The organism is Anaeromicrobium sediminis (genome assembly GCF_002270055.1).
In the GTDB taxonomy this organism is placed as follows: Bacteria; Bacillota; Clostridia; order Peptostreptococcales; family Thermotaleaceae; genus Anaeromicrobium; species Anaeromicrobium sediminis.
In genome coordinates this window covers 130,581-155,323 of record NZ_NIBG01000005.1, presented here as the reverse complement: position 1 = coordinate 155,323, position 24,743 = coordinate 130,581, and the positions used below count along the sequence as shown (strand labels likewise).

Sequence of the window (24,743 nt, the reverse complement as noted above, 5' to 3'; positions counted from 1 at the left end):
TTTCATGATGCCATTTAATTATATACAGAACATATATAAAAATCAATATGATTTTATATTATTTTATAGGATTTGTAAACGATTGCTCTTCGTGTACATGTATGCAATTCCAAGGCCTCTACAGTTAATCATATAATAGATAAAAGATGACATATAAAGCCATCTTTTATCTATTATAATTATCTATTATTTTTTTAAGCCATTCTATAGTTTCTTCTTTAAAATTCCATTTCTCCCTATCTCTCTTCAAATCTTCTAATGTACCGTATCCACCACAATGTCCATTTAATTTAGTAGCCTTTTCACTATTAATAAGATCGTCTTCACTGTTAGCTCCCACTTCTTTTAGTATGACCTTATATTTTTGTAAATAGTACTTTTGATGATAAAACTCTGCTAGATAAAACCTCTCAAAGGGAACTATATCTGTGTTGAAGAAATATCCCTTTTCTTCAAATTCCCTTTTCTTTTTAAGGGCAACTTCCCTTTGTTCCTCATCATGATAAAAAATAATTGACTTATATTGAGTACAACCTGTCCTATTCTCTGGAGTGTGACTTACAAAAAATAAGTCCATAATGTCTTCGTAGGTCATATACGCTCCATCAAATTCCATCTCTATAGTTTCTGTATGATCTCCAATATTTGTGTATGTGGGATTTAAAGTAGTTCCTCCAGCATAACCTACCCTAGTCTTTTCAATACCTTGTAATATACCAAACTTGGCATCTGGTGTCCAGAATCATCCCATACCTAGGGTTGCAATTTTAACCATATGATCATCTCCTTTTATTTCTTTGATATATATTTATTATCTTTTATGTAAAATCTCCATAGCTTATCTTTATATTCTTCTCCATAATCAATATTTATCCTAGTAGATTCTATTATTTCAAACTTTTCCTTAGAATCTTCTATATAAAGTTCATCACTTTCTACTAAATCTAATTTATTAAGACTTCTATCAATATTTAAAGCTTTGCACAATTTTCCAGGTCCATTAGTTAAATCTTCTATTTTATTTGATTTTATATTTCTATATTTTTTTAGAATCTCTATTTCATTCAATGGCTCCACAGCTCTTATCAAAACAGCCTCTGGTTTATCCTTTATTCCACTTACAATATTCAGGCAATTATACATACCGTATATTAAATATATATAGGCATATCCGCCTTCTTTAAACATAGCTTCTGTTCTATTAGTTTTTTTATTATTATAGGCATGACAAGCCTTATCCTCTGGTCCTATATAGCTTTCCACTTCTACAATCTTACATTTTACTAATTTATCATCTAATCTTCTCACTAGTATTTTTCCCAATAGATTTTTAGCTAGTCTTATACAATCCACTGTATAAAATTCTTTATTCAATTTCATAATAAAACACTCCTAACCACTCACAAAAGCTTTACTTGTCTTATATTATATAGAAAAGGCTAATAAAAAATAAATAGGTGATATAATGTATGATTATTTACAACAATATTCAGAAGACTTTATACTAACTTTATCTACTTTATATGGAATAGAAAATGCTTCCATAGATAGTTCTAATCCTAATAGTACTATCTATAATCCCCTTTTACTAAGGGCAGGAGAAATTAATGAAAGTACATTTATTAGGCCCTATTATAATTCTTATATTAAATTTAATACTAAGAATTACAAGGGTCTTACTATTTCTAAGGGTTATTTATCCTTATATTGTAATTACTTTACAAAACCTGCCTTTCATGGAGAATTAATTGTAATAGAAGACCCCATTGATTTTAAAAATATTACATGGAATACTCAACCCCTATCCTATAGAAAAATAGCTGATTTTTCTATAGAAGATGAAGGTATTATAAATATTCCAATTCCATCTTACAAAATCATGAAGGATATCTTATTGTTAGGATTATTATCTAAAGAAGGAAATAGTCTAGCTACATTCCATAGTTCTATTAATTATAAGCATAAACCAAAGTTTGTACTAAGCTTTTGACTTAAAGAAAGGACGACTAAAATAGTCGTCCTATAAATTTGTCATTCTATATATTGTCCTTGTATATTCAACAAAAGAAAATAGCACACTAATATAGGACTTAGTATACATAAGGAGATTTTTTCATGAACAATAATAGACATTGGCAAATACGAATATTTATTTTATGTTGGACAACTTATGCTCTAATATATTTTGGAAGATTGAATTTATCCGTAGCTTTACCAGAACTTCAAAAAACTTTCCATTGGAGTAAATCTAACTTAGGTTTAATAGGCACTTCTTTCTTCTGGTCATATGGTATCGGGCAATTAATAAATGGCTATTTAGGTGATAGACTCTCTAGTAGAATATTTATTACTATAGGTATATTATGTTCTGGATTAATAAATATATGTTTTTCTTTTTCCAAAAGCTTTTATATTATGATAATCTTATGGGCCTTAAACGGTTATTTTCTATCTATGATTTGGGGCCCTATGGTAAAAATCCTATCTAAATGGTTTTCTACTGAGGAGCGAAATAATCTATCCATAGGAATATCCACCTCTAGTGTAGGAGGATATTTATTAGGTTGGGGAGTTATAGGTTTTATAGTAAAAAAAATTGGTTGGACCTATGGATTTTTAATTCCTGGTATAGTCTTATCAATCTACTCATTTATATGGTATATGTCAATAAGAAATAATCCTAAAAAAAATCATAGGGCTGTAAAAGAAAAAAACAAAGATTATACATTAACATATGTTTTAAAAAAGAAAGGTCTATACTTCATAATCCCATGTGCCTTTTGCCAGGGTATTATAAAAGAATCTATAGCACTTTGGGGTCCCTTATTATTAATGGAGACTAAAAAACTAAGTCTAGGTTCTGCCACTAAATATATCTTATTATTACCATTTATGAATTTTGTAGGAATTACACTAGGCGGTTTTTTAAATAAAAAATTAAATTATAAACCTAAATTTACCATGTTCATATTATTATGTATTGGTCTTGTGAGTACAACTATTTTTTTAATAATACCTTTAAATGTAGTTTATACGCTATTCATATTAGGAACCATATCAGCTTCTGTATATGGAGTAAATTCCATATTACTCAGTTATATTCCCCTTAGTGTGGGAAAATACAATAAATCTTCCTCGGTAGCTGGTCTTCTAGACTTTTGCTCTTATTTTGCGGCAGGTATTGCTATATATGCCACTGGTTACATAGTTGATAATTTTTCTTGGAGTGGTGTCATATATGTATGGATTGTAGTGACTCTATTGGCCTTAATCTTTTTATTTGTAAATTATTTATTTAGAAAAGTGCATGATTAAAGGCCTTAGTTTTAGACTAAGACCTTTTTAGTATGTTTTCCTACAGAAAATCTTTAATTATACTAATGATATATAATCCTTTGGCTTTTTATTCAAAAAGAATATGCCCCTTGTTCCTATTCCTAAATTACTTCCAAATGAACTTCCTATTAGGTTTATCATATAATCTTTTATGCCTAATCTCTCCGTTAGCATCTCTTTTAATTTAAGAGCTCCTTCTAAATCTTCTGCATGGCTTATTCCTATTAGTTGATCCTTAAAATCTCCTATTCTTTCTTCTGCAATATCAACCATAGTTTTTAAGGCCTTTTTATTTCCTCTAACCTTGTCTAAAGGCTCCACTGCTCCCTCTTTTAAAGACAATATTACTTTAATTTTAAACATATCTCCTAATAGTGCAGCACTTTTACTAAGTCTTCCACTCCTATATAGGGCACTTAAACTATCTACAGTGAATATATGCTCAATATGATTTACTTGAAATTCTAAACTTTCTACAATTTCATCAAACGTTCTGTTATCATCTATCTGCTTTAAGGTTTCATAGGCCATAAGACCAATAGCCGTAGAACCAGCTTTAGAATCTACTATCTTTAGTTTAAAGTCTGGATATTCTTCCTTTAAATCCCTAGCCACCAATAGGGCCGTTTGGTAGGTTCCTGATAATTCACTAGATATGGTTAAATAAATACATTCATTACCTTCCTTTGCATGTTTTTCAAAAACCTCTTTCATATGATTAATATTAACTTGAGATGTCTTAGGATGATGGCCTTGTCGCATAAGTTCATATAGATTCTCTAGTTTGATAGTTACCTTATCTAAATATTCTTTTCCATCAATATAAATTCTTAAGGGAAGTATATCTAAATCATACTTTTCTATTATTTCCTCTGGTAAGTCACAGGTACTGTCTATTATCAGCTTTATACTCATGTATGTCTCCTTTCAAATTCATTCTAAATCCCCTTGTTTTTAATTTATACCCCCCATAATAATCTTTAACTTATCTTAATTATATATTAGAATCAACGACTTTCAATAAAAAAAACATAAATATGTAGAAAATTAACATATTAATTTATTTTTTGTCAGTTATTTCTATGTCCTTAAATTTATAATACCTACTATTATTTCATTCTTTTAGTGGTAAAATTAAGTAGAAGGAGGGATTATTTTGAAAAAAATAATTAGTTTAATATTAACCTTATTAGTTATGTTATCTTTTGCTGGGTGTACTAAAGAAGTTGAACCAAAGGTAGAAACAGAAAAAATCAATGTTAACGTGGCATCTTTAAAGGGACCTACTGGCATGGGAATGGTAAGACTTTTAGAAGATAAACCAAATTTTGGAGAAAATATAGAAGTAAATTATTCCATAGAGTCAGCACCAGATTTATTAAAAAGTAAACTTTTAAATAAAGAAATAGATATAGCAGCATTACCAACTAATTTAGCTTCTATTATGTATAATAAAACAGAAGGTTCATACCAATTGGGAGCTGTAAACACCCTTGGTGTCTTATACGTTGTCACTAGCCGTGATGACATAAAATCTATAAATGATTTAAATGACAAAGAAATTGGAGTGAGCTCAAAGGGTTCTGTACCAGATTTCATATTCAACTACATATTAAATAAAAATAATATTGAAAATATAAATATAAACTATATTGTAGAACATGGAAATTTAGCCAAACAACTTATTTCTGGAGATAGGGATCTAGCCCTACTTCCTCAACCCTTTGTAACTATGGTAACAATGAAAAATAAAAATTTAAAAATTGCCATGGACATTCAAGAGGAATTTAGAAATATAGAAGGACAGGATAGACATATCCCTATGGGTTGTATAGTAATACGTAAAGAATTTGCACAAAATCATCCTCAAGTGGTAGAACAGTTTTTAAAAGAGTATGAGAACTCAATCAAATGGACTAGTGAAAATGTGGTAGAAGCTTCAAAGTTAATAGAGAAATTTGAAATATTACCTAGTGCTAAAATGGCTGAATTGGCCATTCCAAAATCTAACTTAGTTTATATAGACTCTAAAGATTCAAAGGATATGTTAGATAAATTTTATGAGCTTCTAATGAATTTTAACCCTAAATCTATTGGAGGAAAAATTCCAGATGAGAGCTTCTACTATTAAATTGAAAAAAATTATATACATCTTATTCTGGATTATATTATGGCAGATAATAGCTGTAGGACTAAATAGGGAGGTTTACCTCCCTACTCCTATTAATACTATAAAAGCATTGTTTAATATTGTTCAAACTAAGGGCTTTTTCATGTCCATATTCTATACATTACTTAGAGTTTTTACAGGATTTCTTATATCCTTTATTCTAGGTATAATCATAGGGTTATTCAGTTCTTTTAATAGACATATATACGATTTACTAAATCCTTTAGTTATATCCATAAAATCCACCCCTGTAATATCCATAATAATCATATTTTTAAGCTGGTTTAAATCTGGTATAGTACCCATTATTATAACTTTTCTAATGTGTTTTCCCATCATATGGACTAATGTAGTGGAAGGAGTAAAGAGTACAGATAAATCACTAGTGGATATGGCTAAAGTATATAAGGTTAGTAAATATAATATATTAAAACATATATATTTGCCATCTATTCTGCCCTATATAGTATCCGGTTCCTTAACTACCCTAGGTCTAGGTTGGAAGGTGGCCGTAGCAGCTGAAGTATTAAGCCAACCAAATTATTCTATAGGAGCTCATCTTTATGACTCTAAAATATATTTAGAAACGGAAAGCTTATTTGCTTGGACATTAGTTGTTATAATTCTTAGCTTTATATTTGAATACTTTTTTAAATATATTATTAAGCTGAAAATGAAAGGAAGAATTTAATTGTCTATTTCCATTAAAAATTTAAATAAATCCTATGATGATCTAAAAGTTTATAAGGACTTTAATATAAAATTTGAAAAAAATAAAATCAATACACTTTTGGGCCCTTCTGGTTGTGGTAAAACCACTTTAATAAATATAATAGCAGGTCTTTCTAAATATGATTCTGGCCATATAGAAGGTCTTGATTTTAGGAACATTTCTTATATATTTCAAGAACCTCGTTTGATTCCTTGGCTTAGTGTATATGATAATATAGATTTTGTTTTAAAGGGACAATTTGAACAAAAAAAAAGAGACCAAATCATAAGATCCCATTTAGAATTAGTTAACTTACATGAATTTAAGGACTATTATCCAGAAAACCTCAGTGGTGGTATGAAACAAAGGGTATCCATAGCTCGCGCCTTTTCATATCCCTCTAATATACTTTTAATGGATGAACCCTTTAAAGGATTGGATATGAGTTTAAAACAAGATATAATAAACTCATTTATAAAGTTATATGAAAAGCAACCTAAAACCATCATATATGTAACCCATCACATTGATGAATCCTTACTTTTAAGTGATTACATATATATATTAAATAATTCCCCTGTTGAAATAATAGAAAAAATTAGCATATTTGAAGAAAAAAGAGAGCGTGATCTAAGTAAAGAGTATTTCCTAGACTTAAAAGAATATATTTCTTCTAAATTATAATAAGGTTAAGAGATCAGAGTTAAGGGTTTAGGGCTAAAATCTCTTAACTCTAAACCCTTAACTCTAAACCAAAGGTTCTTTTTTATCTTGTAATTACTGAACTCAATAATAAGATACTTACATTATTATTATATATAGTATTGAATTGGCTAATAGGTAATGGATTTTTTCCCTTACCTACTTCAATAGTGTATCCTGGTCGTCTAAACTCAAAAATAAACCAATCCTTATATCCTCCATAGTAAGCTGATCCCGATGCTATGTCTAAATAGTAGGAACTTTCTTTAGCCAAAGCCTGACCTATTACCTTATCCCTTTCACTTGCCAGGTTTTGAAAATTCCAATATATGACTCTGCCCTGGGAATGATATGCCAAAGTGAGATTAGGATTTACTTTTCTAGTAAAATTAACTAGCGCCCTTGATTCCGGCTCTGATAGTGGATATTTTCCTGAGTATCTAGCAGGTCCTGGTCCATATACTCCTGTGGATTTTTCCTTTTCCTTAGACTTTTCCCATAGGGCTGGGTAGTTTCTATTCAAGTCTACACCTCTTATATTAGCCTTCCATGTTTTTGAAAAATCTTTACTTCCATTATTCCACTTTATTAATTGTTCATAGTATGGATTACCCTTATTAAGACCATTTAATACTAAATTAACACCATCTGGATTTACCATGGGAACTATATATATACTACTATTAGTCCATACTTCATTTAAATCATATCCCTTCATAGGATATTTATTAGAATAGTTTTCTAAAAACTCATCCATAAACCGCATGAGAACAGGGGTAGTAATCCATTCTATACCATGATGACTTCCATTATATAATACTTTATTAGGACCTTTTCCCAATCTAATATAATATAATTTCTTTCCTAATACGCTTTCTCCTATGGACCCTACCTCTATAAATTTATATAAATTCTTTAAGTTATTTATATGTTTCTCCATTGCCTCATAAGTATAGGGTACATTTAAATTAATCACCTGTAATCACTCCATATGGTTTTATATTATTTTATACACTTAACATGAAATAAGTGATTTATTAATAAAGGCCATCAAATTTAAATTTGATGGCCTTTATCTATTTTCTATTCTCAAAATACTCTAATATGGATTCTCTAGCTACATCTATCATAAATTCTATTTCTTCTTCATTAATCACATATGGAGGCATGAAGTATACCACATCTCCCATAGGTCTTATTAGTACCCCCTTTTCTAGGGCTATTTTATATATTTGGTATCCTACCCTTTCATCCCAAAGGAATCTTTCTTTACTTTCCTTATCTTGAACTAGTTCTACTGCTCCTACCATACCAATTTGGCGATATTCACCTACCTGTGGTATATCTAATAACTTTTCTTCAGCTATTTTTCTAAGTACCTTGGCTTTTTCTTCATTTACCTGAAGTACATTATCTTCTTCAAATATTTTTAAAGTCTCCACTGCCACACTACAGGCTAAAGCATTTCCTGAATAACTATGACTGTGAATAAAAGATCTTCCTGCCGTATAATCATCATAAAAGGCATCATATATTTTATCTGTCATAATAGTTAGTGCAAGTGGTAAGTATCCTGCCGTAATCCCCTTTGATACAGTCATTAAATCTGGTGTAATACCAGCATGCTCACAGGCGAACATCTTACCAGTACGTCCCATACCCATGGCAATTTCATCAGCAATTAGGTTTATATCATATTTATCACATAGTGCTCTTAATTTCTTAAGATACTTTGGAGAATATATTTTTATTCCACCAGCACCTTGTACCATAGGCTCTATTATTACAGCACTAATTTCTTCATGGTTTTCTTTAACAGTTTCCTCCATGTGTTCAAAACACTCTGCATCACAATTATCCCTGCATTTTCCATATTTACATCTATAACAATCTGGACTATCTACTCTCTCCACGTCTAATAATAAGGGCTTAAATATTTGGCTATATCTATCGCATCCTCCCATAGATAGAGCGCCTATAGTCTCTCCATGGTAGGCATCTGTCAATGCCACAAACTTTTTCTTCTTTTCTTTCCCCGTTTGATAGTGATATTGGAAACTTATTTTTAAAGCCACTTCTATAGATGAAGATCCGTTATCGGCAAAGAATACTTTTCCTAATCCCTTAGGTACTAATTTCATTAATCTCTCACATAGTTCTATGGCTGGCTCATGGGAAAAGTTTGCAAATATTACATGTTCCAATTGATTCGCCTGTTTATATAATGCATCGTTTATCCTTTGATTAGAGTGACCAAATAAATTTACCCACCAAGAAGACACGGCATCTAAATATCTCTTTCCTTCTATATCTTCTATAAATACTCCATCACCTTTTTTTACTATTATAGGTGGCAATTCTTCATAGTCCTTCATCTGAGAACAGGGATGCCATATGTATTGTAAATCTTTCCTTTGAAGTTCCTTTACCTTATTCATCTTAAAATCCCCCTTAGCTTATGGTTGTGAAAAATAATTTTCCTCTACAAGATACATTCAACATTAAATTTATCAAACTCATTCCTTATTTCTTCTATAGACTCACTGTTTTGTGTCCTATTAACTACTCCTAATATTTTTTCTCCAGTTATATCTTTAATTATGTTTATATTATCATCTTCATAATAGGATCCTGTATATCCATTTACTATAATACCTTTAATGTTTATATTTTTACTTCTTAAAAATTCTATTGTAAGAACTGTATGATTAATAGTCCCCACACCAGCACGAGTAACTACTATAACCTCTAAATCCAAGTCTTTCACCATATCATATATATAGTATTCATTTCTTACTATAGGAACTACTACACCTCCAGCCCCTTCTACTACCACATATTCATACTTTTCAGAAAGCTTATTATAGTCATTTATTATCTTTTGTCTGTCTATGTTCACATTACTTCTCTCCGCTGCTATATGGGGAGATACAGGATCTTTGAAACAATATGAATTCATATTCTCATACTCTTCATCTAAACCTGCCACATCCTTTACAAAGGATACATCTCCAGGAATCAATTGATTATTTTCCATGATTCCTCCACTTAATACAGGTTTAAACACACAAGTATCCATACCTGTTTCTTTAAGCTTATACACTAGCCCTGCCGTTACAAAAGTCTTGCCCACATCTGTATCAGTACCTACTATAAAAATTCCTCTGCCCATTTCGCACCTCTTTTGTTAACCTTTTTATTTTTATCAGTTAACAAAATTGTATTTCATATTTATTCCTTTGTCAATTATATATACTACTTCCAAACTTATGTGAACTTATTGAGATGAAGAATGAGTTATTAATAATGTATTTGTGTTATCATGTACTTTAAGAAATAAAATAAAAAAGCAAAATAAAAGGGGCTGTCTCACAATAAAAAGTGAGACAGCCCCTTTTCGATTCTTTCTCTTTCCTTAGATAAAAAGCTAACTACATATATTCACCTAGTCCAACAAGTGAATACACAATTCTACTAAGTATTGAAGCTTGTCCTCCTAACAAACTTGCAACTAAATAAAACTGAAAAGACCAATGAGTCCCCAGTTAAGTGCACCTACAATAACTAATTAAAGTGGTACTTTATCTATCATTTCAGCTTCTTTTTATATGTTTTCATCTATTAACATTCCAATTGTATGAACAAAAATACTATATATAATATAGTTTTTTCTAAAATTCAAGCTTTGCCCATTTTTGTTTACGAAAGCGATGAAACATAACTGGAATAAAAACAATAAAAGATATAATTTCCCCAATCCACATGCCCGATAGACCCCTATCAAGAAATATTGTTAAAATATAAAAAACAGGAATGGATATACACCACACTCTAAGTATGGTAATGATGGTAACAGATTTTGTATCTCCAGTACCTCGTAATGAACCTGAAAGCACAATCATAAGATTGAAAAGAGGTTGTGTAATTCCAGCAATAATCATTGTAAACACAGAACTATTTATAATAATGGATTCTTTAGTAAATATTCCCAATAAAAAAGTAGGAAAACAAATAAAAACAATTCCTATTAAAGTACCCCAAAGTGCCCCTAAAAAAGATGCTGTATAGCCAGTATATAGTGCTTTTTCTATATTTTTTTCTCCAATAGTTTTTCCTACTAAGGTAGCTGCTGCAATAGAAAGACCTATAGCAGGCATAAATGAAATCTTCTCAATACTTATAAGAATTCGGAAAGCTGCTTCAGAATTTGTGTCGAGTTTGGATATGATCATACCAAAGGCAATAAATGAAAGATTTAAAGCAAATTGTTCGATGGCTCCAGGATAGCTTATACGCCAAAGTGGCTTTAGTATTTCTTTTGAAACTTTCATAGTAGCTAGTCTTACTTTAATATTATTTTTTCCTTTTAAAAGTATATATAAATAGATCAGTATACCTGTAAATCTAGCACATGAAGTAGCTATTGCAGCACCTTCTATTCCTAGATTTGGAAATATCCAAAATCCTGTCATTAAGCAATAATTTCCTATGATATTAAAAATATTTGTAAATATTGTAATGAACATGGGTGTTTTTGTATCCCCAGCGCCTCTTAAACTTGCCGCAGAAGCAAAGGATATGAACATGAAAAGAATACTTGGAGAAACGGATTTAAAATAGATTTGTGCCATATGAAAAACAGTAGGTGATATATCATATATTGTAAATATTTCCTTTGTAAACAATATAGAGAAAGTGAAAATAACTATGCCAATAAGTATATTGAGTAATAAGTTTTGTCCAATAACCTTATTTAATTTTGGATAGTTTTTTTCGCCGTATAGTCTAGAAATCATAGCTGTTGCCCCTGTATTAAAAGAAGAAAAAATAAAAATAAGTGCAAACATGATTTCATTACAAAAGCCTGTTGCTGCCAATCCTTCTTTTCCAATAAACCAGCTAATCATAATAGTATCTGATATATTAAGAAGTGTATTTAAGGCCATTTCTATGATAGCGGGTAAAGCGATTGCTATTATGGATATTAGTAATGGTTTATTTTTCTTTAGTAATATCATACTTTTCCTCCATACTACAATAAATTTATATTGTATTATAACACATAACCAAAAGTTGAAGTAATATGATTTGTGATTTAAAATCCATAACATTGTATGCGATAGCATCTAAATGTGAAAAGTATCAAAATGGATTATCTATAACAAAACAAGCTTTGAGAAACAGGGTTATGAATGGCTCTGCCTCTATGGAAGAAATGTTGAAACTGAAAAACTAACACGTAATCAAATATTAGAAGTTTATAGAGTGAGATGGCCAATCGAATTATTATTTAAATCGATGAAAAGTCGTTTAGATATTGACGAGTTTGAAAAAATAGGATTACCATATTTAAACTGTATTATTTATGGGAAGTTGATCACGCTTATGCTCACAACACCAATCTATAATTACTATGATATTAAAACTTATAAAGCTGAAAGATAGGGGTTAGCCTGTATAAGTTTCTAAGGAACGTAGTTGTAAAACTATCAGAGATTAATAGAATTATAACCGATGTAAAGAAAAATATAGATGAACCCATTGATATATTTGAAAAAATATGTAAAAGAAGTGGGTTCCATAAGAGGAAAAGAAAAACTACGAACCAAACACTTAGGACGGTTACTGATTTCGTAGTTGGAAAATTATAGTGTTAAGTTTACGCTCATGATATCTATATAATAAAAATAACTAGGATAATTTCTCCTAGTTATTTTTGGTTTTTATCCTATATCCAAGACCCCATAAAGTTTCTATGTATTGCGGATTAGATGGGTCTAGTTCAATTTTTTCTCTTATCTTTCTTATGTGAACTGTTACTGTGGATATATCTCCAAAGGAATCTAATCCCCATATTCTCTCAAATATTTCTTCCTTACTAAAGACCCTATTAGGATTTTTACCTAATAGCTCTAATATGTCAAATTCCTTAGAGGAAAGATTTACTTCCTTGTCGTTTACATAAGCTCGTTTTGAGTAATTATCTATAACTAATCCATTTATCTCTATATTTTTATTATTACTTACACTCTTACTGGTAAGGCGTTCATATCTTCCAAGATGAGCTTTAACTCTAGCCACCAATTCACTTGGACTAAAAGGCTTAGTTATATAATCATCCGCACCAAGACCTAATCCCCTTATTTTGTCTACTCCCTCTCCCTTAGCAGAAACCATAAGTATGGGAATATCTATATTTGTTCTAAAGGACTTGCATATTTTAAATCCATCAATTTCTGGAAGCATCAAATCTAATATTATTAAATCAAACTCTTCCTTTAATGCCCTATCTAGACCCTTTTGGCCACTTGTTTCTATTTCTACATCATAGCCATGAATTTCTAAATAGTCCTTTTCTAATTTGGCAATACTTACATCATCTTCAATAATCAATATTTTCTTCACACAAGTCCCCCTCTCTCTTCATTTAATATTTGAGAATCATAGGGATGAGAATCACCCCTATGTGTGAAAGTATAAGCCTCGTTCTTATAAGCATAGTTTCCTCCAATTAGTTTACTATCTTAACTTCACTTTTTTCATCCACATATTCTTGACCTGTTACAACTAATATATCTCCTGCCTTTAATCCATTTTTAACTTGAACTAATCCGTTGCTTACTATTCCCGTCTCCACAACTATTTTCTTAGGCATATTATTTTCCATATCTACTACATATACATAATCTTCCTTTTGAGCTTTTAAGATAGATTTCTTAGGTACTTGAATTTGGTCTTGAAGATTTGCTATTTTAAAATTAGCCTGTGCAAACATTCCCGTTCTTATTTTATAACCTTCATTTACAACTTCTATTTCTACAGGATATGTTGAGTTATTTCCTGTTCCTATGGGGCTTATGGAACTTATTGTTCCATTATAGTTTGCGTTTAACGATTCTATATATACATCCACATGGTCTCCCTCATTAATTCTGTTTACCACATTTTCTGCCACATTAACTTTAATATTTATTTTGTTTAAATTAACTATTTTAAAGTCAGCATTTCCTGCCATTTCTCCAACTTCTATATTCTTCTCAGCAACAATACCACTTATAGGACTCTTCACTATAGTATCTCCAATGGATAGTTCTCTCTCTCTTTTATTTAATTCCAAATCCTTTTTTGATTGATCTAAGTTCAATTTAATTTGATTTAATTGAGACTGGGTATTATCTAAATCGTTTTTAGAAGCTGCACTATTTTCATATAAGGTCTTAGTATTATTGTAAGTTCTAAGGGCATCATTATATTGAAGTTCTAAATTCTTAATAGACTTTTCTAATGAGCTAATTTGCATATCATAGCTATTTACAAGGGTATCACTATCTACAACATAAAGGATATCCCCCTTACTTATCTTATCTCCCACATTAAAGTTTATATTCTTTATTTCACCTTTAGTCTTAGCTGACACAGTAGTTTCTTCTAATGCATATGTTTTTCCAAAGGAATCATATTCTTCTGTAACTGTAGATGTACCTAATTCCACTACTTCCACTGGCACAACTTTCTTTTGAGCAACTTCCGCCTCCGCTTGTTTTGCCCCACAACCTGTGATACTAAATAGTAATCCTATAGTTAATGCGACCATTGCACCCATCTTAAACTTCTTCATTTTCTACTCTCCCTTTCTTCTTATTTGACCTAAATATTTTAAATTCCTCTAGTAAAGAATATATTATTGGAATTATTACTAGAGTCAGTACAGTAGAAGCAACTAATCCAAATATTAAGGCGTAACCCATTTCACCATATTCAGCACTCTTTATGGATAAAGGTAATATTCCCCCTATAGTAGTTATCGATGTTGCAAATACTGGTAGAAATCTGGTCTTTCCTGCTTCCCTAATAGCATCTAATAGGCTGTGGCCATTTTTTCTTAAATAGTTAGTATAATCAACCAATACTATGGCATCATTAACGGCTATACCTACTAAGGATACTACTCCCATAAATCCATAGACACCGAAGTTATTATTAGTTATTATAAGCCCTACCATTACACCTATTATGGCTAATGGTACAGATGCTAATATTACTAATGGTTGAGATAGGGAGTTAAATTGTACTGCTAATATGATAAATACCAATAATACAGCCACTGTCATATTGGAAATCAACTGAGTAAAGATCTCTGTAACGTGTTCTGTCTCACCACCATAGGATATGGTTATTCCCTTTGGTAGGGGATAATCTGTTATTTCCTCTTTAAATTGGTTAATTACCTCACTTGCAGTTATACCTTCTACATTACCTTCTATTTTTACTATTCTGTCTAAATCATCATGTTCTATCTTAGATAGACCTATATCTTCTTTTATACTTGCAACTGTTGTAAATGGTACTTTTTCACCATTATTAGAAGTTATATATATCTTCTCTAAATCTTTTAGAGTTTTAAACTCATCCTTATAATTTTTTATTATTATATCTATCTCTTCATCATTTTGTTTAAACTCAGATATAGTTATGCCTTGGATTGTATTTCTTATTTGCCTAGATACATCTGATACACTTAAGCCTAATGTGGCTGCCTTTTCCTTATTAACTTCTATTTGAAGTTCTGGTCTACCACCTTCTAAAGTAGTAAACACTTCTTTAGTTCCTTCTATATTAGCTATGATTTCTTTAAAGTCATTTGCAACTGCTTCTAGGCTATCTAGGTCATCTCCCCTTACTTCAACACTTATATCTGCTCCACCAGCAGGACCACCTTCATCCTCTTCTACAGTAATCTTTGCCCCAGGGATGTTTACAACTTCACTTCTAATCATTGCTGTAATCTCACTACTAGTTTTTTCCCTTTCATTTGTTTCTAATAAGTTTACATCTATTGATGCCGTATTTGAATCACTTCCTAGAGTACTTACAAAATTATCTACTTCTTCATACTTGTATAGTAAACTTTCTACATCTTCAACTACTTCAGCCGTTTCACTTAATAGATACCCTGGTGGTGTCTCTATATTAATAGCAAGCGCTGTAGCATCTTCATCTGGCATTAATTTAATTTTCAACAAACCCATAGGGATTGTTGCTAAACTTGATACAAATAGGACTAAAGCACATACTAACACTAAAATCCTCTTCTTTTTAGATTGTAGTAATCCATCCATAAAGTTTGAATACTTCTTGATTATGATCATATCATCATGGGGAGTATTTTCTTTCCTCTTAAATTTCTTTATGAACATGGCTCCTGCAAATATAACTGACAACACTACAGTTATTATGGCAATCTCTCCATCTATACTAAAGGCATACATGGAAAGTATAAGCACAAATAATACAGCTAGTATATTATTTAATTTCTCTATCTTAGGAGCAAATTTCTTTCCATCATCCTTATATCTACTTAATAACTTAGAACAAAGTACTGGAGTAATTCCTAAAGATACTACAAAGGATGAACCTATGGCAAACATTACACCAATTGGGATTACCTTCATAAATTGCCCTATTGGTCCTGTCATAAGGGTCATTGGGAAAAAGGCTGCCATTGTAGTTAAGGTAGATGCCATTACTGCTGGTGCCACTTGGTTTGTAGCAACCTTAGAAGCAGTCTTCACATCATACCCTTCATCCCTTATTCTATCTATATTCTCCATTATAACTATGGCATTATCCACAAGCATTCCTAATGACAAAATCAACGCCAATACCGTCATTTCATTAAAGGTCAAATCCGCACTTTGGAGAAGATAGAAAGTTGCTAATAGGGATAATGGAATTACAAAGGATACTATTATGGATTCCCTAAGGCCTATAAACAGGAATAAAACTATTATTACTACTAATAATCCTGAAACAGCGTTAGATGTTACATCATTTAAAGAATTCTTCACATCTACAGCTTGATTGTATGCCACACTTACAGATACATCTGATGGATATAAAATTCCTTTTTCATCTTCTATTAAGGCTATTATTCCATTAGCCGGCCCAATTATATCTCCATCATTTTCCCTTTCAATTGTTAATTTTATCGTATTAGTAGTCTCATTTTCCTCAGAAAAGCCCCTTTCAAACATTTGAGCATAAGTCTTTACGTCTTTAAAGGTATCCTTCACCTCTGCCACATCTTTTAATTTTACAGACACATTGTCTTTAGTCATTATGACAATGTTTTCTATTTCTTCTATTTCTTCAAAAGACCCAACCGTTCTTATATTGTAATTTGTATCATCTAATTCTATATCTCCACCTGGAAAATTCAAATTAGAATTTGAAACGGCATTATTTATATCTGTGGTAGTAAGGTTATATGTTCTTAACTTGCCTTCATCAATGTATATGTGTATTTCCCTATCAAGTCCACCTGTTAACCCTACTTCTTTTATTCCATCTATCTTTTCTATTTCATCCTTAACATCTTCTGCTATGTTTTTTAAAGTAACTAAATCATAATCACCATTTACATTTAATCTCATAATTGGTCTTTTTAACATATCATTTTTAGTAATTACAGGCTCATCACTATCTTCTGGTAAGTCACCTTTTATTTTTGCTATTTCATTATTTATATCTTGCATTTTTTTATCTATATCTATTCCATATGGGTATTCTACAGTTATGGTAGATCTACCACTTAGTGATGTGGATGTAATATTTTTTATGTCCTCTAATCCATTTATCTGAGTTTCTATTTCATCTGTAATGAGGTTTTCTATCTCATTAGATGATGCTCCCACATATGTAGTGCTTATAGTTACCTCGTTAAATTCAACTTCAGGTCCTCTTTCCCTAGGTAACCCTAGGTAGGCACTTCCTCCCAATAATAATAATCCTATTAGAATTAAATACACTACTCTGTATCTTTCCACGAAAAAATTAGATATTTTTCCTAGAATATTTATTTTATCGTTTATTTCATTTCTATTGCTCAAGTTCCCTTCACCGCCTTTATTTTTTTAACAGAATAATACAATTAATTTATCCATATATAACTGTCTATTATAGATTAATCTATAAGGTTTAAATAAGAGGAAAGTAAATATTAATCTTTCTTAATTTTTTATGAACTAATATAAAGAAGGTTTTTGTATAAAAAAATAACTAGGAGAAATTCTCCTAGTTATTTTTATCTTTAATTCTATATCCAAGACCCCACAGTGTTTCTATGTATTGTGGATTAGATGGATCTGCTTCAATTTTTTCTCTTATCTTTCTTATGTGAACTGTTACTGTGGATATATCTCCAAAGGAATCTAATCCCCATATTCTCTCAAATATTTCTTCCTTACTAAAGACCCTATTAGGATTTTTACCTAATAGCTCTAATATGTCAAATTCCTTAGAGGAAAGATTTACTTCCTTGTCGTTTACATAAGCTCGCTTTGAGTAATTATCTATAACTAATCCATTAATCTCTATATTTTTATTATTACTTACACTCTTATTAGTAAGGCGTTCATATCTTCCAAGATGAGCTTTAACCCTAGCCACCAATTCACTTGGACTAAATGGTTTGGTTATATAATCATCTGCACCAAGGCCTAATCCTCTTATTTTATCTATTCCCTCTCCCTTAGCAGAAACCATCAGTATTGGAATATCTATATCATTTCTTAAAGATTTGCATATTTTAAATCCATCTATTTCTGGAAGCATCAAATCTAATATTATTAAGTCAAACTTTCCCTTTAATGCCCTATCTAGTCCTGCTTGACCACTTGTTTCTATTTCAACTTCAAAGTCATTGATTTCTAAATAGTCCTTTTCCAATTCGGCAATACTTATATCATCTTCAATAATTAATATTTTCTTCATACAAGTACTCCTCCCTCTTTATTTAACATTTTCTTATGGAGAAAAATATACTAGTCCCTTCATTTATCTCACTTTCAGCCCATATATCTCCACCATGAGCCTTTATAATCTCCTTAGATATGGCCAAGCCTAATCCGCTTCCGCCAATGGATGTATTTCTAGATTTGTCTGCCCTATAGAATCTATCAAAAATATATGGAAGGTCCTCTTTGCTTATGCCCTTTCCATTATCTTTAATTTCAATTTTAACAAGGTCTTCATATTCTTTAATATTTATTTCTACTACTAAATTTTTTTCTGATTTATACTTCATGGAATTTTGTATAATGTTTAGTATTATACGCTGAAGTTTTTGTAAATCTGCTATTACCATAATTTCTTCATTTTTCTGATTAAACTCTATAATTCCACCTGTCTTTTCCATATCAAAACTTAAATCTTCAACACAGTATTTTAAATATTTTACTATGTCAATAGTTTGAAAATCAAAATCAACCTTATTTAAATCAAGCTTTGAAAATAAAAACAACTCATTTATTAGGTTCTCCATGTGGTTAGTTTTATCATATATGGTATTTATATATTTGTCCATTTTTTCTGGAGATTTTGCAACTCCATCTTTTATTCCCTCTATATATCCTTTTATGGACATTATGGGAGTTTTTAAATCATGGGATATATTAGATATTAGGTTTTTTCTATTGGCTTCATACTTAATATGCATATCCCTAGCGTGTCTTAACCTCAATCTCATATCTTCAAAATCTCTTATTAATTCTCCCATCTCATCATTTCCATGTTCTTCAATATTGTGATCTAAATTACCTTTTTTAATCTGGCTAGTTCCATTTTTTAATTTTTCAATAGGTTTTATTATTCCCCTATACATGGAAAAAGTTAAACCAAAAGCTACTATTAATACCGCTAAGGTAGCTATTGCTAAGGTATATATTTCAATTTTTTTTATGATGGTTCTTCCTTCTAATACGTCAGCTATAAGATAAATACTCATATTAGAATCATCTATTATGAAATCCCTTTGGGCTCCTACTACAAATCCATGTTTTTCAATAGTGTCATATTGCATATCTGCATTTTCACCAAAGTCAGGTATGTTAGTTAGTATTCTCTCTTCATTTAATATATCTGAAACATATTTTGTTTCTCCATTCTCCTTTACAACCATACCTAAAAATACTTCATCTAGTTCCTTATCAAAGGATTTTAAATAATTTATATCCTTTAGTTTTTCCTTATTATTAATATAATCTATATTTAGTTTCCTTAAAATTTTCTCACCCTTATATACACTTCTTCCCATCAATTTAACTGGATTTGCCTTTTCATAATAATTTAATTCATCATTAAATACTAAACTACCTAACATACCATAAAAAAGATAAATGAGAATCATAGGGATGAGAATCATCCCTATGTATGAGAGTATAAGCCTAGTTCTTATAGACATAGTTTCCTCCAATTAGTTTACTATTTTAACTTCACTTTTTTCATCCACATATTCTTGACCTTTTACAACTAATTTATCTCCTGCCTTTAATCCATTTTTAACTTGGACTAATCCGTTGTTTACTATTCCTGTCTCCACAACTGTTTTTTTAGGCATATTAGTTTCCGCATCTACTATATATACATAATCTTCATCCTGAGCTTTTAAGATTGATTTCTTAGGTACTTGAATTTGGTCCTGAAGATTTGCTATATTAAAATTAGCTTTTGCAAACATTCCCGTTCTTATTTTAGATCCTTCATTTACAACTTCTATTTCCACAGGATATGTGGAGTTATTTCCCGTTCCTATAGGACTTATGGAAGTTATTGTTCCATTATAGTTTTCATTTAACGATTCTATATATACGTCCACATTGTCTCCCTCATTAATTCTGTTTACTACATTTTCTGCCACATTAACTTTAATAGTTATCCTATTTAAGTTCACTATTTTAAAGTCAGCATTGCCTGCCATTTCTCCAACTTCCACATTCTTCTCAGCCACAATACCATTTATAGGACTTTTAACTATGGTATTTCCAACGGATAGCTCTCTGTCCCTTTTATTTAATTCTAAATCTCTTCTAGACTGATCTAAGCTTAATTTAATTTGATTAAAACTAGATTCTGCATTATCTAAATCATTTTTTGACGCTGCTTTATTTTCATATAACATCTTAGTGTTATTGTAAGTTCTAAGGGTATCATTATACTTTAGCTCTAAATCTTTAATGTTTTTTTCCAAAGAGCTTATTTTCATATCATAATTATTTACAATAGTATCACTATCTACAGTATATAAAACACTTCCTTTGCTTACTTTGTCTCCCACATTAAAGTTTATATTCTTTATTTCACCTTTAGTCTTAGCTGCCACAGTAGTTTCTTCTAAGGCAAATGTCTTTCCAAAGGAATTATATTCTTCTGTAACTGTAGACGTTCCTAATTCCATTACTTCCACTGGTACAACTTTCTTCTGAGCAACCTGTGCCGCTGCTTCTTTTTTTCCACAACCTGTGACACTAAATACTAATCCTATAGTTAATGCGATCATTGCACACATCTTAAGCTTCTTCATTTTCTACTCTCCCCTTTTTCTTATTTGACCTATATAGTTTAAATTCCTCTAATAAAGAATACACTATTGGAATTATTACTAAAGTCAATACAGTAGACGCAACTAATCCAAATATTAAGGCATAACCCATTTCTCCATATTCAGCATTCTTTATAGCTAGGGGTAATATTCCACCTATAGTAGTTATTGACGTTGCAAATACTGGCATAAATCTAGTCTTTCCTGCTTCCCTAATAGCATCTACTAGGCTGTGTCCACTATTTCTTAAATAGTTAGTGTAATCAACCAGTACTATAGCATCATTAACTGCTATACCTACAAGGGATACTAATCCCATAAATCCATACATACCAAAGTTATTGTTAGTTATTATAAGCCCCATCATTACTCCTATTACAGCTAATGGTACAGATGCTAATATTACTAATGGTTGAGATAGGGAGTTAAATTGTACTGCTAGTATGATAAATACTAGTAATACAGCTATCACTAAGTCTATGGCTAATTCTGTAAAGGATTCTTGTGTCTCCTGTGTTTCTCCACCATAAGATACGGTTACACCCTTTGGAAGAGGATAATCAGTTATTTCTTTTTTAAATTGTCTTATAACTTCTCCTGAAGTTATTCCTTCTACTTCACCCTCTACTGTTACTATTCTATCTAAATCATCATGTTCTATCTTAGATAAACCTATGTCTTCTTTTATACTTGCAACTGTAGTAAATGGTACTTTTTCACCCTTATTTGAAGTTATATATATCTTTTCTAAATCTCTTAAAGTTTTAAATTCATCCTTATAATTTTTTATCAGTATATCTGTCTCTTCATTGTTTTGTTTAAGCTCAGATACCTTTATCCCTTGAATTGTATTTCTTATCTGCATAGATACATCTGTTACACTCAATCCTAATGTGGCAGCCTTCTCCTTATTAACCTCTATTTGAAGCTCGGGTCTACCTCCTTCAAGAGTAGTAAATACTTCTTGGGTGCCTTTTATATTCTCTACAATGTTCTTAAAATCACTTGCCACTTTTTCAATGCTATCTAGGTCATCCCCTCTTAATTCAATACTAATAGGCTTACCAGTAGGCGGGCCATTTTGTTGCTTTTCTATAGTAATCTTAGCTCCTGGAATATCTATTATTTCATTCCTAACTTGTGCAGCAATTTCATTACTAGTTCTTTCTCTTTCATCTGATTCAACTAAGTTTACATCTATTTCAGCTTTATTAGAATCACTCCCTAAAGAACTTACAAAGTTATCTACTTCTTCGTATTTATATAATAAATCTTCTACGGTTTTAACTACTTCCCCAGTTTCCTCTAGAAGGTATCCTGGAGGTGTTTCTATCTTTATAGTAAATGTAGTACTATCAGTATCTGGTAATAGCTTAATCTTTAATAATCCCATAGGGATAGTTGATAAACTGGCTACAAATACGCCAAATGCACATGCTAATACTAAAATTCTCTTTTTCTTAGAACTTAATACACTGTCCATGAATTTTGAATATTTCTTGATTACAGCCATATCTTCATGGGAAGTATTTTCTTTCATTTTAAATCGCTTTATAAACATGGCCCCTGCAAATATAATTGCCAATACTACAGTTATTATGGCAATTTTTCCATCTATACTAAATGCATACATGGAAAGTATGAACACAAATACTACAGCTAATATATTATTTAATTTCTTTATCTTAGGACTAACTTTCTTTTCATCCTTCTTGTATTTACTTAATAACTTAGAACAAAGTACTGGAGTAATTACTAAGGACACTATAAATGATGAACCTATGGAAAACATTACAACTATGGGGATAACCTTCATAAACTGTCCCATGATTCCCCCCATCATAGCCATAGGTAAGAAAGCTGCCATGGTAGTTAAGGTAGATGCCATTACTGCTGGCGCCACCTGGTTTGTAGCAACTTTAGAAGCAGTCTTTACATCATATCCTTCATCCCTTATTCTATCTATATTCTCCATTATAACTATGGCATTATCCACAAGCATTCCTAAGGCTAAAATTAATGCCAGCACAGATACTCCATTAAAGGTCATGTCTGTATTTTTCATAAGAATAAAACTGCATAATAGGGATAACGGAATTACAAAGGATACTATTATAGACTCTCTAAGGCCTATGAACAGGAATAAAACTATGATTACTACTAATAATCCTGAAACAGCATTAGATACTACATCATTTAATGAGTCCTGTACATCAACAGCCTGATTATTAGCCACACTTACAAATACATCTGATGGATATAAAATTCCTTTTCCACCTTCAATTAAAGCTATAATCTCGTTACATGGTCCAATTATATCTCCATCGTCTTCCCTTTTGACTGATAATTTTATGGTATTAGTAGTCTCATTTTCATCAGACATGCCTCTTTCAAACATTTGAGCATAAGACTCCACATCTTCAAAAGTATCCTTGACCTCTGCCACATCTTTTAATTTCACTGGTACATTATCTTTAGTCATTATGACAGTGTTCTCTATTTCTTCTATTTCTTCAAAAGAACCAACAGTTCTTATATTGTAATTTGTATCATCTAACTCTATATCTCCACCTGGAAAATCTACATTAGAACTTGAAATAGCATTTTTTATGTCACCAGTAGTAAGGTTATAAGTTTTTAACTTACCTTCATCAATATATATGTGTATTTCCCTATCAAGTCCACCTGTTAAGTCTACTTCTTGTATTCCATCTATCTTTTCTATTTCATCTTTAATATCTTCTGCTATATTTTTTAAAGTAACTAAATCATAATCTCCACTTATATTTAATTTCATAATTGGTGATTTTCCTATGTCATATTTTCTAACTATAGGATCATCACTATCTTCTGGTAATTCACTTTTCATTTTTGATATTTCATTATTTATATCTTGTATTTTCTTATCTACATCTGTTCCAATTTCATATTCTATAGTTATACTAGACACACTATTTTGTGATGTGGAGGTAATCTCTTTTATATCCTCCAATCCATTTATTTTAGTTTCTATTTCATCTGTAATGAGGTTTTCTATCTCATTAGGTGATGCTCCCACATATGTAGTCATTATATTTACGTAGGGAAGTTCAATTTCAGGTGCTCTCTCTCTAGGTAATCCTATGTAGGCAGTTCCCCCTAGTAATAATAATCCTATTAATATTAAATAAACTACCCTATACCTTTCAACGAAAAAATTAGATATTTGACCTAAAATATTTATTTTATCATTTATTTCATTTTTATTGCTCAAATCCCCTTCACCGCCTTTATTTTTTTAACATATAACTGTCTATTATATATTAATCTATAAGGATTAAATAAGAAGAAACTAAATATTAATTTTTTATTAACTAATTATAAAAAACATATTAATAGGGAACTTTTTCTTAGCTCATTCGTCTAATAAATATCCACATATACAAGAGATCTCTAGCACACCAATC

The 24,743-nt window shown here is 30.7% G+C and carries 20 protein-coding genes and 1 pseudogene; 6 read left to right on the top strand and 15 right to left on the bottom strand.

Annotated features, from left to right (window positions below; translation table 11 throughout):
* Nucleotides 1–166: 166 nt before the first annotated feature.
* Nucleotides 167–730: pseudogene (locus CCE28_RS08065) on the bottom strand (peptide-methionine (S)-S-oxide reductase MsrA); the annotation flags it as partial.
* 59 nt (nucleotides 731–789) lie between these two features.
* Nucleotides 790–1,380: a DNA-3-methyladenine glycosylase gene (locus CCE28_RS08060; protein ID WP_095132772.1), complete on the bottom strand. Its 591-nt coding sequence runs from the start codon at nucleotides 1,378–1,380 to the stop codon at nucleotides 790–792.
* A gap of 85 nt (nucleotides 1,381–1,465) precedes the next feature.
* Here CCE28_RS08060 and CCE28_RS08055 point away from each other — a divergent pair, with 85 nt between their 5' ends.
* Together CCE28_RS08055 and CCE28_RS08050 are read left to right on the top strand one after the other, a co-directional pair.
* On the top strand, nucleotides 1,466–1,990 hold the full coding sequence (locus tag CCE28_RS08055; RefSeq protein WP_095132770.1) for a hypothetical protein: 525 nt from the start codon (nucleotides 1,466–1,468) through the stop codon (nucleotides 1,988–1,990).
* A 125-nt stretch (nucleotides 1,991–2,115) separates the two neighbouring features.
* Nucleotides 2,116–3,315 (top strand): MFS transporter, encoded by a 1,200-nt coding sequence (locus CCE28_RS08050; RefSeq protein ID WP_095132768.1) that lies wholly within the window; start codon nucleotides 2,116–2,118, stop codon nucleotides 3,313–3,315.
* Nucleotides 3,316–3,372: 57 nt separating this feature from the next.
* Here CCE28_RS08050 and CCE28_RS08045 read toward each other — a convergent pair whose 3' ends face one another.
* The gene (locus CCE28_RS08045; RefSeq protein WP_095132766.1) at nucleotides 3,373–4,251 is read right to left on the bottom strand and encodes a DegV family protein; all 879 of its coding nucleotides are present in this window, start codon (nucleotides 4,249–4,251) and stop codon (nucleotides 3,373–3,375) included.
* 241 nt (nucleotides 4,252–4,492) lie between these two features.
* Between CCE28_RS08045 and CCE28_RS08040 the strand changes: the two genes are divergently transcribed.
* The 3 genes from CCE28_RS08040 to CCE28_RS08030 are packed head-to-tail and all read left to right on the top strand — an operon-like array spanning nucleotide 4,493 to nucleotide 6,902.
* Entirely contained in the window at nucleotides 4,493–5,467 is a 975-nt protein-coding gene (locus tag CCE28_RS08040) for an ABC transporter substrate-binding protein (RefSeq protein WP_095132764.1), read from the top strand.
* Nucleotides 5,448–6,197, top strand: coding sequence for an ABC transporter permease (locus CCE28_RS08035; RefSeq protein WP_095132762.1), 750 nt, complete (start codon nucleotides 5,448–5,450; stop codon nucleotides 6,195–6,197). Before CCE28_RS08040 ends, CCE28_RS08035 begins: the two co-directional genes overlap by 20 nt.
* The gene (locus CCE28_RS08030; RefSeq protein ID WP_095132760.1) at nucleotides 6,198–6,902 is read left to right on the top strand and encodes an ABC transporter ATP-binding protein; all 705 of its coding nucleotides are present in this window, start codon (nucleotides 6,198–6,200) and stop codon (nucleotides 6,900–6,902) included.
* An 82-nt stretch (nucleotides 6,903–6,984) separates the two neighbouring features.
* Here the strand turns inward: CCE28_RS08030 and CCE28_RS08025 are convergent, their stop codons facing one another.
* From CCE28_RS08025 to CCE28_RS08005, 5 genes are all read right to left on the bottom strand, one after another.
* A complete protein-coding gene (locus tag CCE28_RS08025) occupies nucleotides 6,985–7,896 on the bottom strand; it encodes a M14 family metallopeptidase (protein WP_242972931.1) in 912 nt (303 codons plus the stop codon).
* Nucleotides 7,897–7,996: 100 nt separating this feature from the next.
* Nucleotides 7,997–9,358, bottom strand: a complete 1,362-nt coding sequence (bioA, locus tag CCE28_RS08020; protein ID WP_095132758.1) for an adenosylmethionine--8-amino-7-oxononanoate transaminase — start codon at nucleotides 9,356–9,358, stop codon at nucleotides 7,997–7,999.
* Nucleotides 9,359–9,402: 44 nt separating this feature from the next.
* Nucleotides 9,403–10,092 carry a dethiobiotin synthase gene (gene bioD, locus CCE28_RS08015; protein WP_095132756.1) on the bottom strand — a complete coding sequence of 230 codons (690 nt, stop codon included), beginning with the start codon at nucleotides 10,090–10,092 and terminating at the stop codon, nucleotides 9,403–9,405.
* Nucleotides 10,093–10,351: 259 nt separating this feature from the next.
* Nucleotides 10,352–10,465: a DUF378 domain-containing protein gene (locus CCE28_RS22915; protein ID WP_408607021.1), complete on the bottom strand. Its 114-nt coding sequence runs from the start codon at nucleotides 10,463–10,465 to the stop codon at nucleotides 10,352–10,354.
* A gap of 126 nt (nucleotides 10,466–10,591) precedes the next feature.
* Complete coding sequence (locus CCE28_RS08005; RefSeq protein ID WP_095132754.1) at nucleotides 10,592–11,938, bottom strand: MATE family efflux transporter; 1,347 nt, start codon at nucleotides 11,936–11,938, stop codon at nucleotides 10,592–10,594.
* Nucleotides 11,939–12,071: 133 nt separating this feature from the next.
* On the opposite strand from CCE28_RS08005, the gene CCE28_RS22995 reads away from it, so the two are divergent.
* Nucleotides 12,072–12,365, top strand: a complete 294-nt coding sequence (locus CCE28_RS22995) for a transposase (RefSeq protein ID WP_095132751.1) — start codon at nucleotides 12,072–12,074, stop codon at nucleotides 12,363–12,365.
* A 261-nt stretch (nucleotides 12,366–12,626) separates the two neighbouring features.
* Here CCE28_RS22995 and CCE28_RS07995 read toward each other — a convergent pair whose 3' ends face one another.
* The 7 genes from CCE28_RS07995 to CCE28_RS07965 form a co-directional block, all read right to left on the bottom strand.
* The gene (locus CCE28_RS07995; RefSeq protein ID WP_095132749.1) at nucleotides 12,627–13,325 is read right to left on the bottom strand and encodes a response regulator transcription factor; all 699 of its coding nucleotides are present in this window, start codon (nucleotides 13,323–13,325) and stop codon (nucleotides 12,627–12,629) included.
* Between the two features lie 106 nt (nucleotides 13,326–13,431).
* Nucleotides 13,432–14,538, bottom strand: coding sequence for an efflux RND transporter periplasmic adaptor subunit (locus CCE28_RS07990; RefSeq protein WP_095132747.1), 1,107 nt, complete (start codon nucleotides 14,536–14,538; stop codon nucleotides 13,432–13,434).
* Nucleotides 14,525–17,809: an efflux RND transporter permease subunit gene (locus CCE28_RS07985; protein WP_095132745.1), complete on the bottom strand. Its 3,285-nt coding sequence runs from the start codon at nucleotides 17,807–17,809 to the stop codon at nucleotides 14,525–14,527. Before CCE28_RS07985 ends, CCE28_RS07990 begins: the two co-directional genes overlap by 14 nt.
* 184 nt (nucleotides 17,810–17,993) lie before the next feature.
* Nucleotides 17,994–18,692 (bottom strand): response regulator transcription factor, encoded by a 699-nt coding sequence (locus CCE28_RS07980; protein WP_095132742.1) that lies wholly within the window; start codon nucleotides 18,690–18,692, stop codon nucleotides 17,994–17,996.
* A 22-nt stretch (nucleotides 18,693–18,714) separates the two neighbouring features.
* Nucleotides 18,715–20,160, bottom strand: a complete 1,446-nt coding sequence (locus CCE28_RS07975) for a sensor histidine kinase (RefSeq protein ID WP_095132740.1) — start codon at nucleotides 20,158–20,160, stop codon at nucleotides 18,715–18,717.
* Between the two features lie 12 nt (nucleotides 20,161–20,172).
* A complete protein-coding gene (locus CCE28_RS07970) occupies nucleotides 20,173–21,279 on the bottom strand; it encodes an efflux RND transporter periplasmic adaptor subunit (RefSeq protein ID WP_095132738.1) in 1,107 nt (368 codons plus the stop codon).
* Entirely contained in the window at nucleotides 21,266–24,550 is a 3,285-nt protein-coding gene (locus CCE28_RS07965; protein ID WP_095132736.1) for an efflux RND transporter permease subunit, read from the bottom strand. The genes CCE28_RS07970 and CCE28_RS07965 overlap by 14 nt, the downstream gene beginning before the upstream one ends.
* Nucleotides 24,551–24,743: the final 193 nt, after the last annotated feature.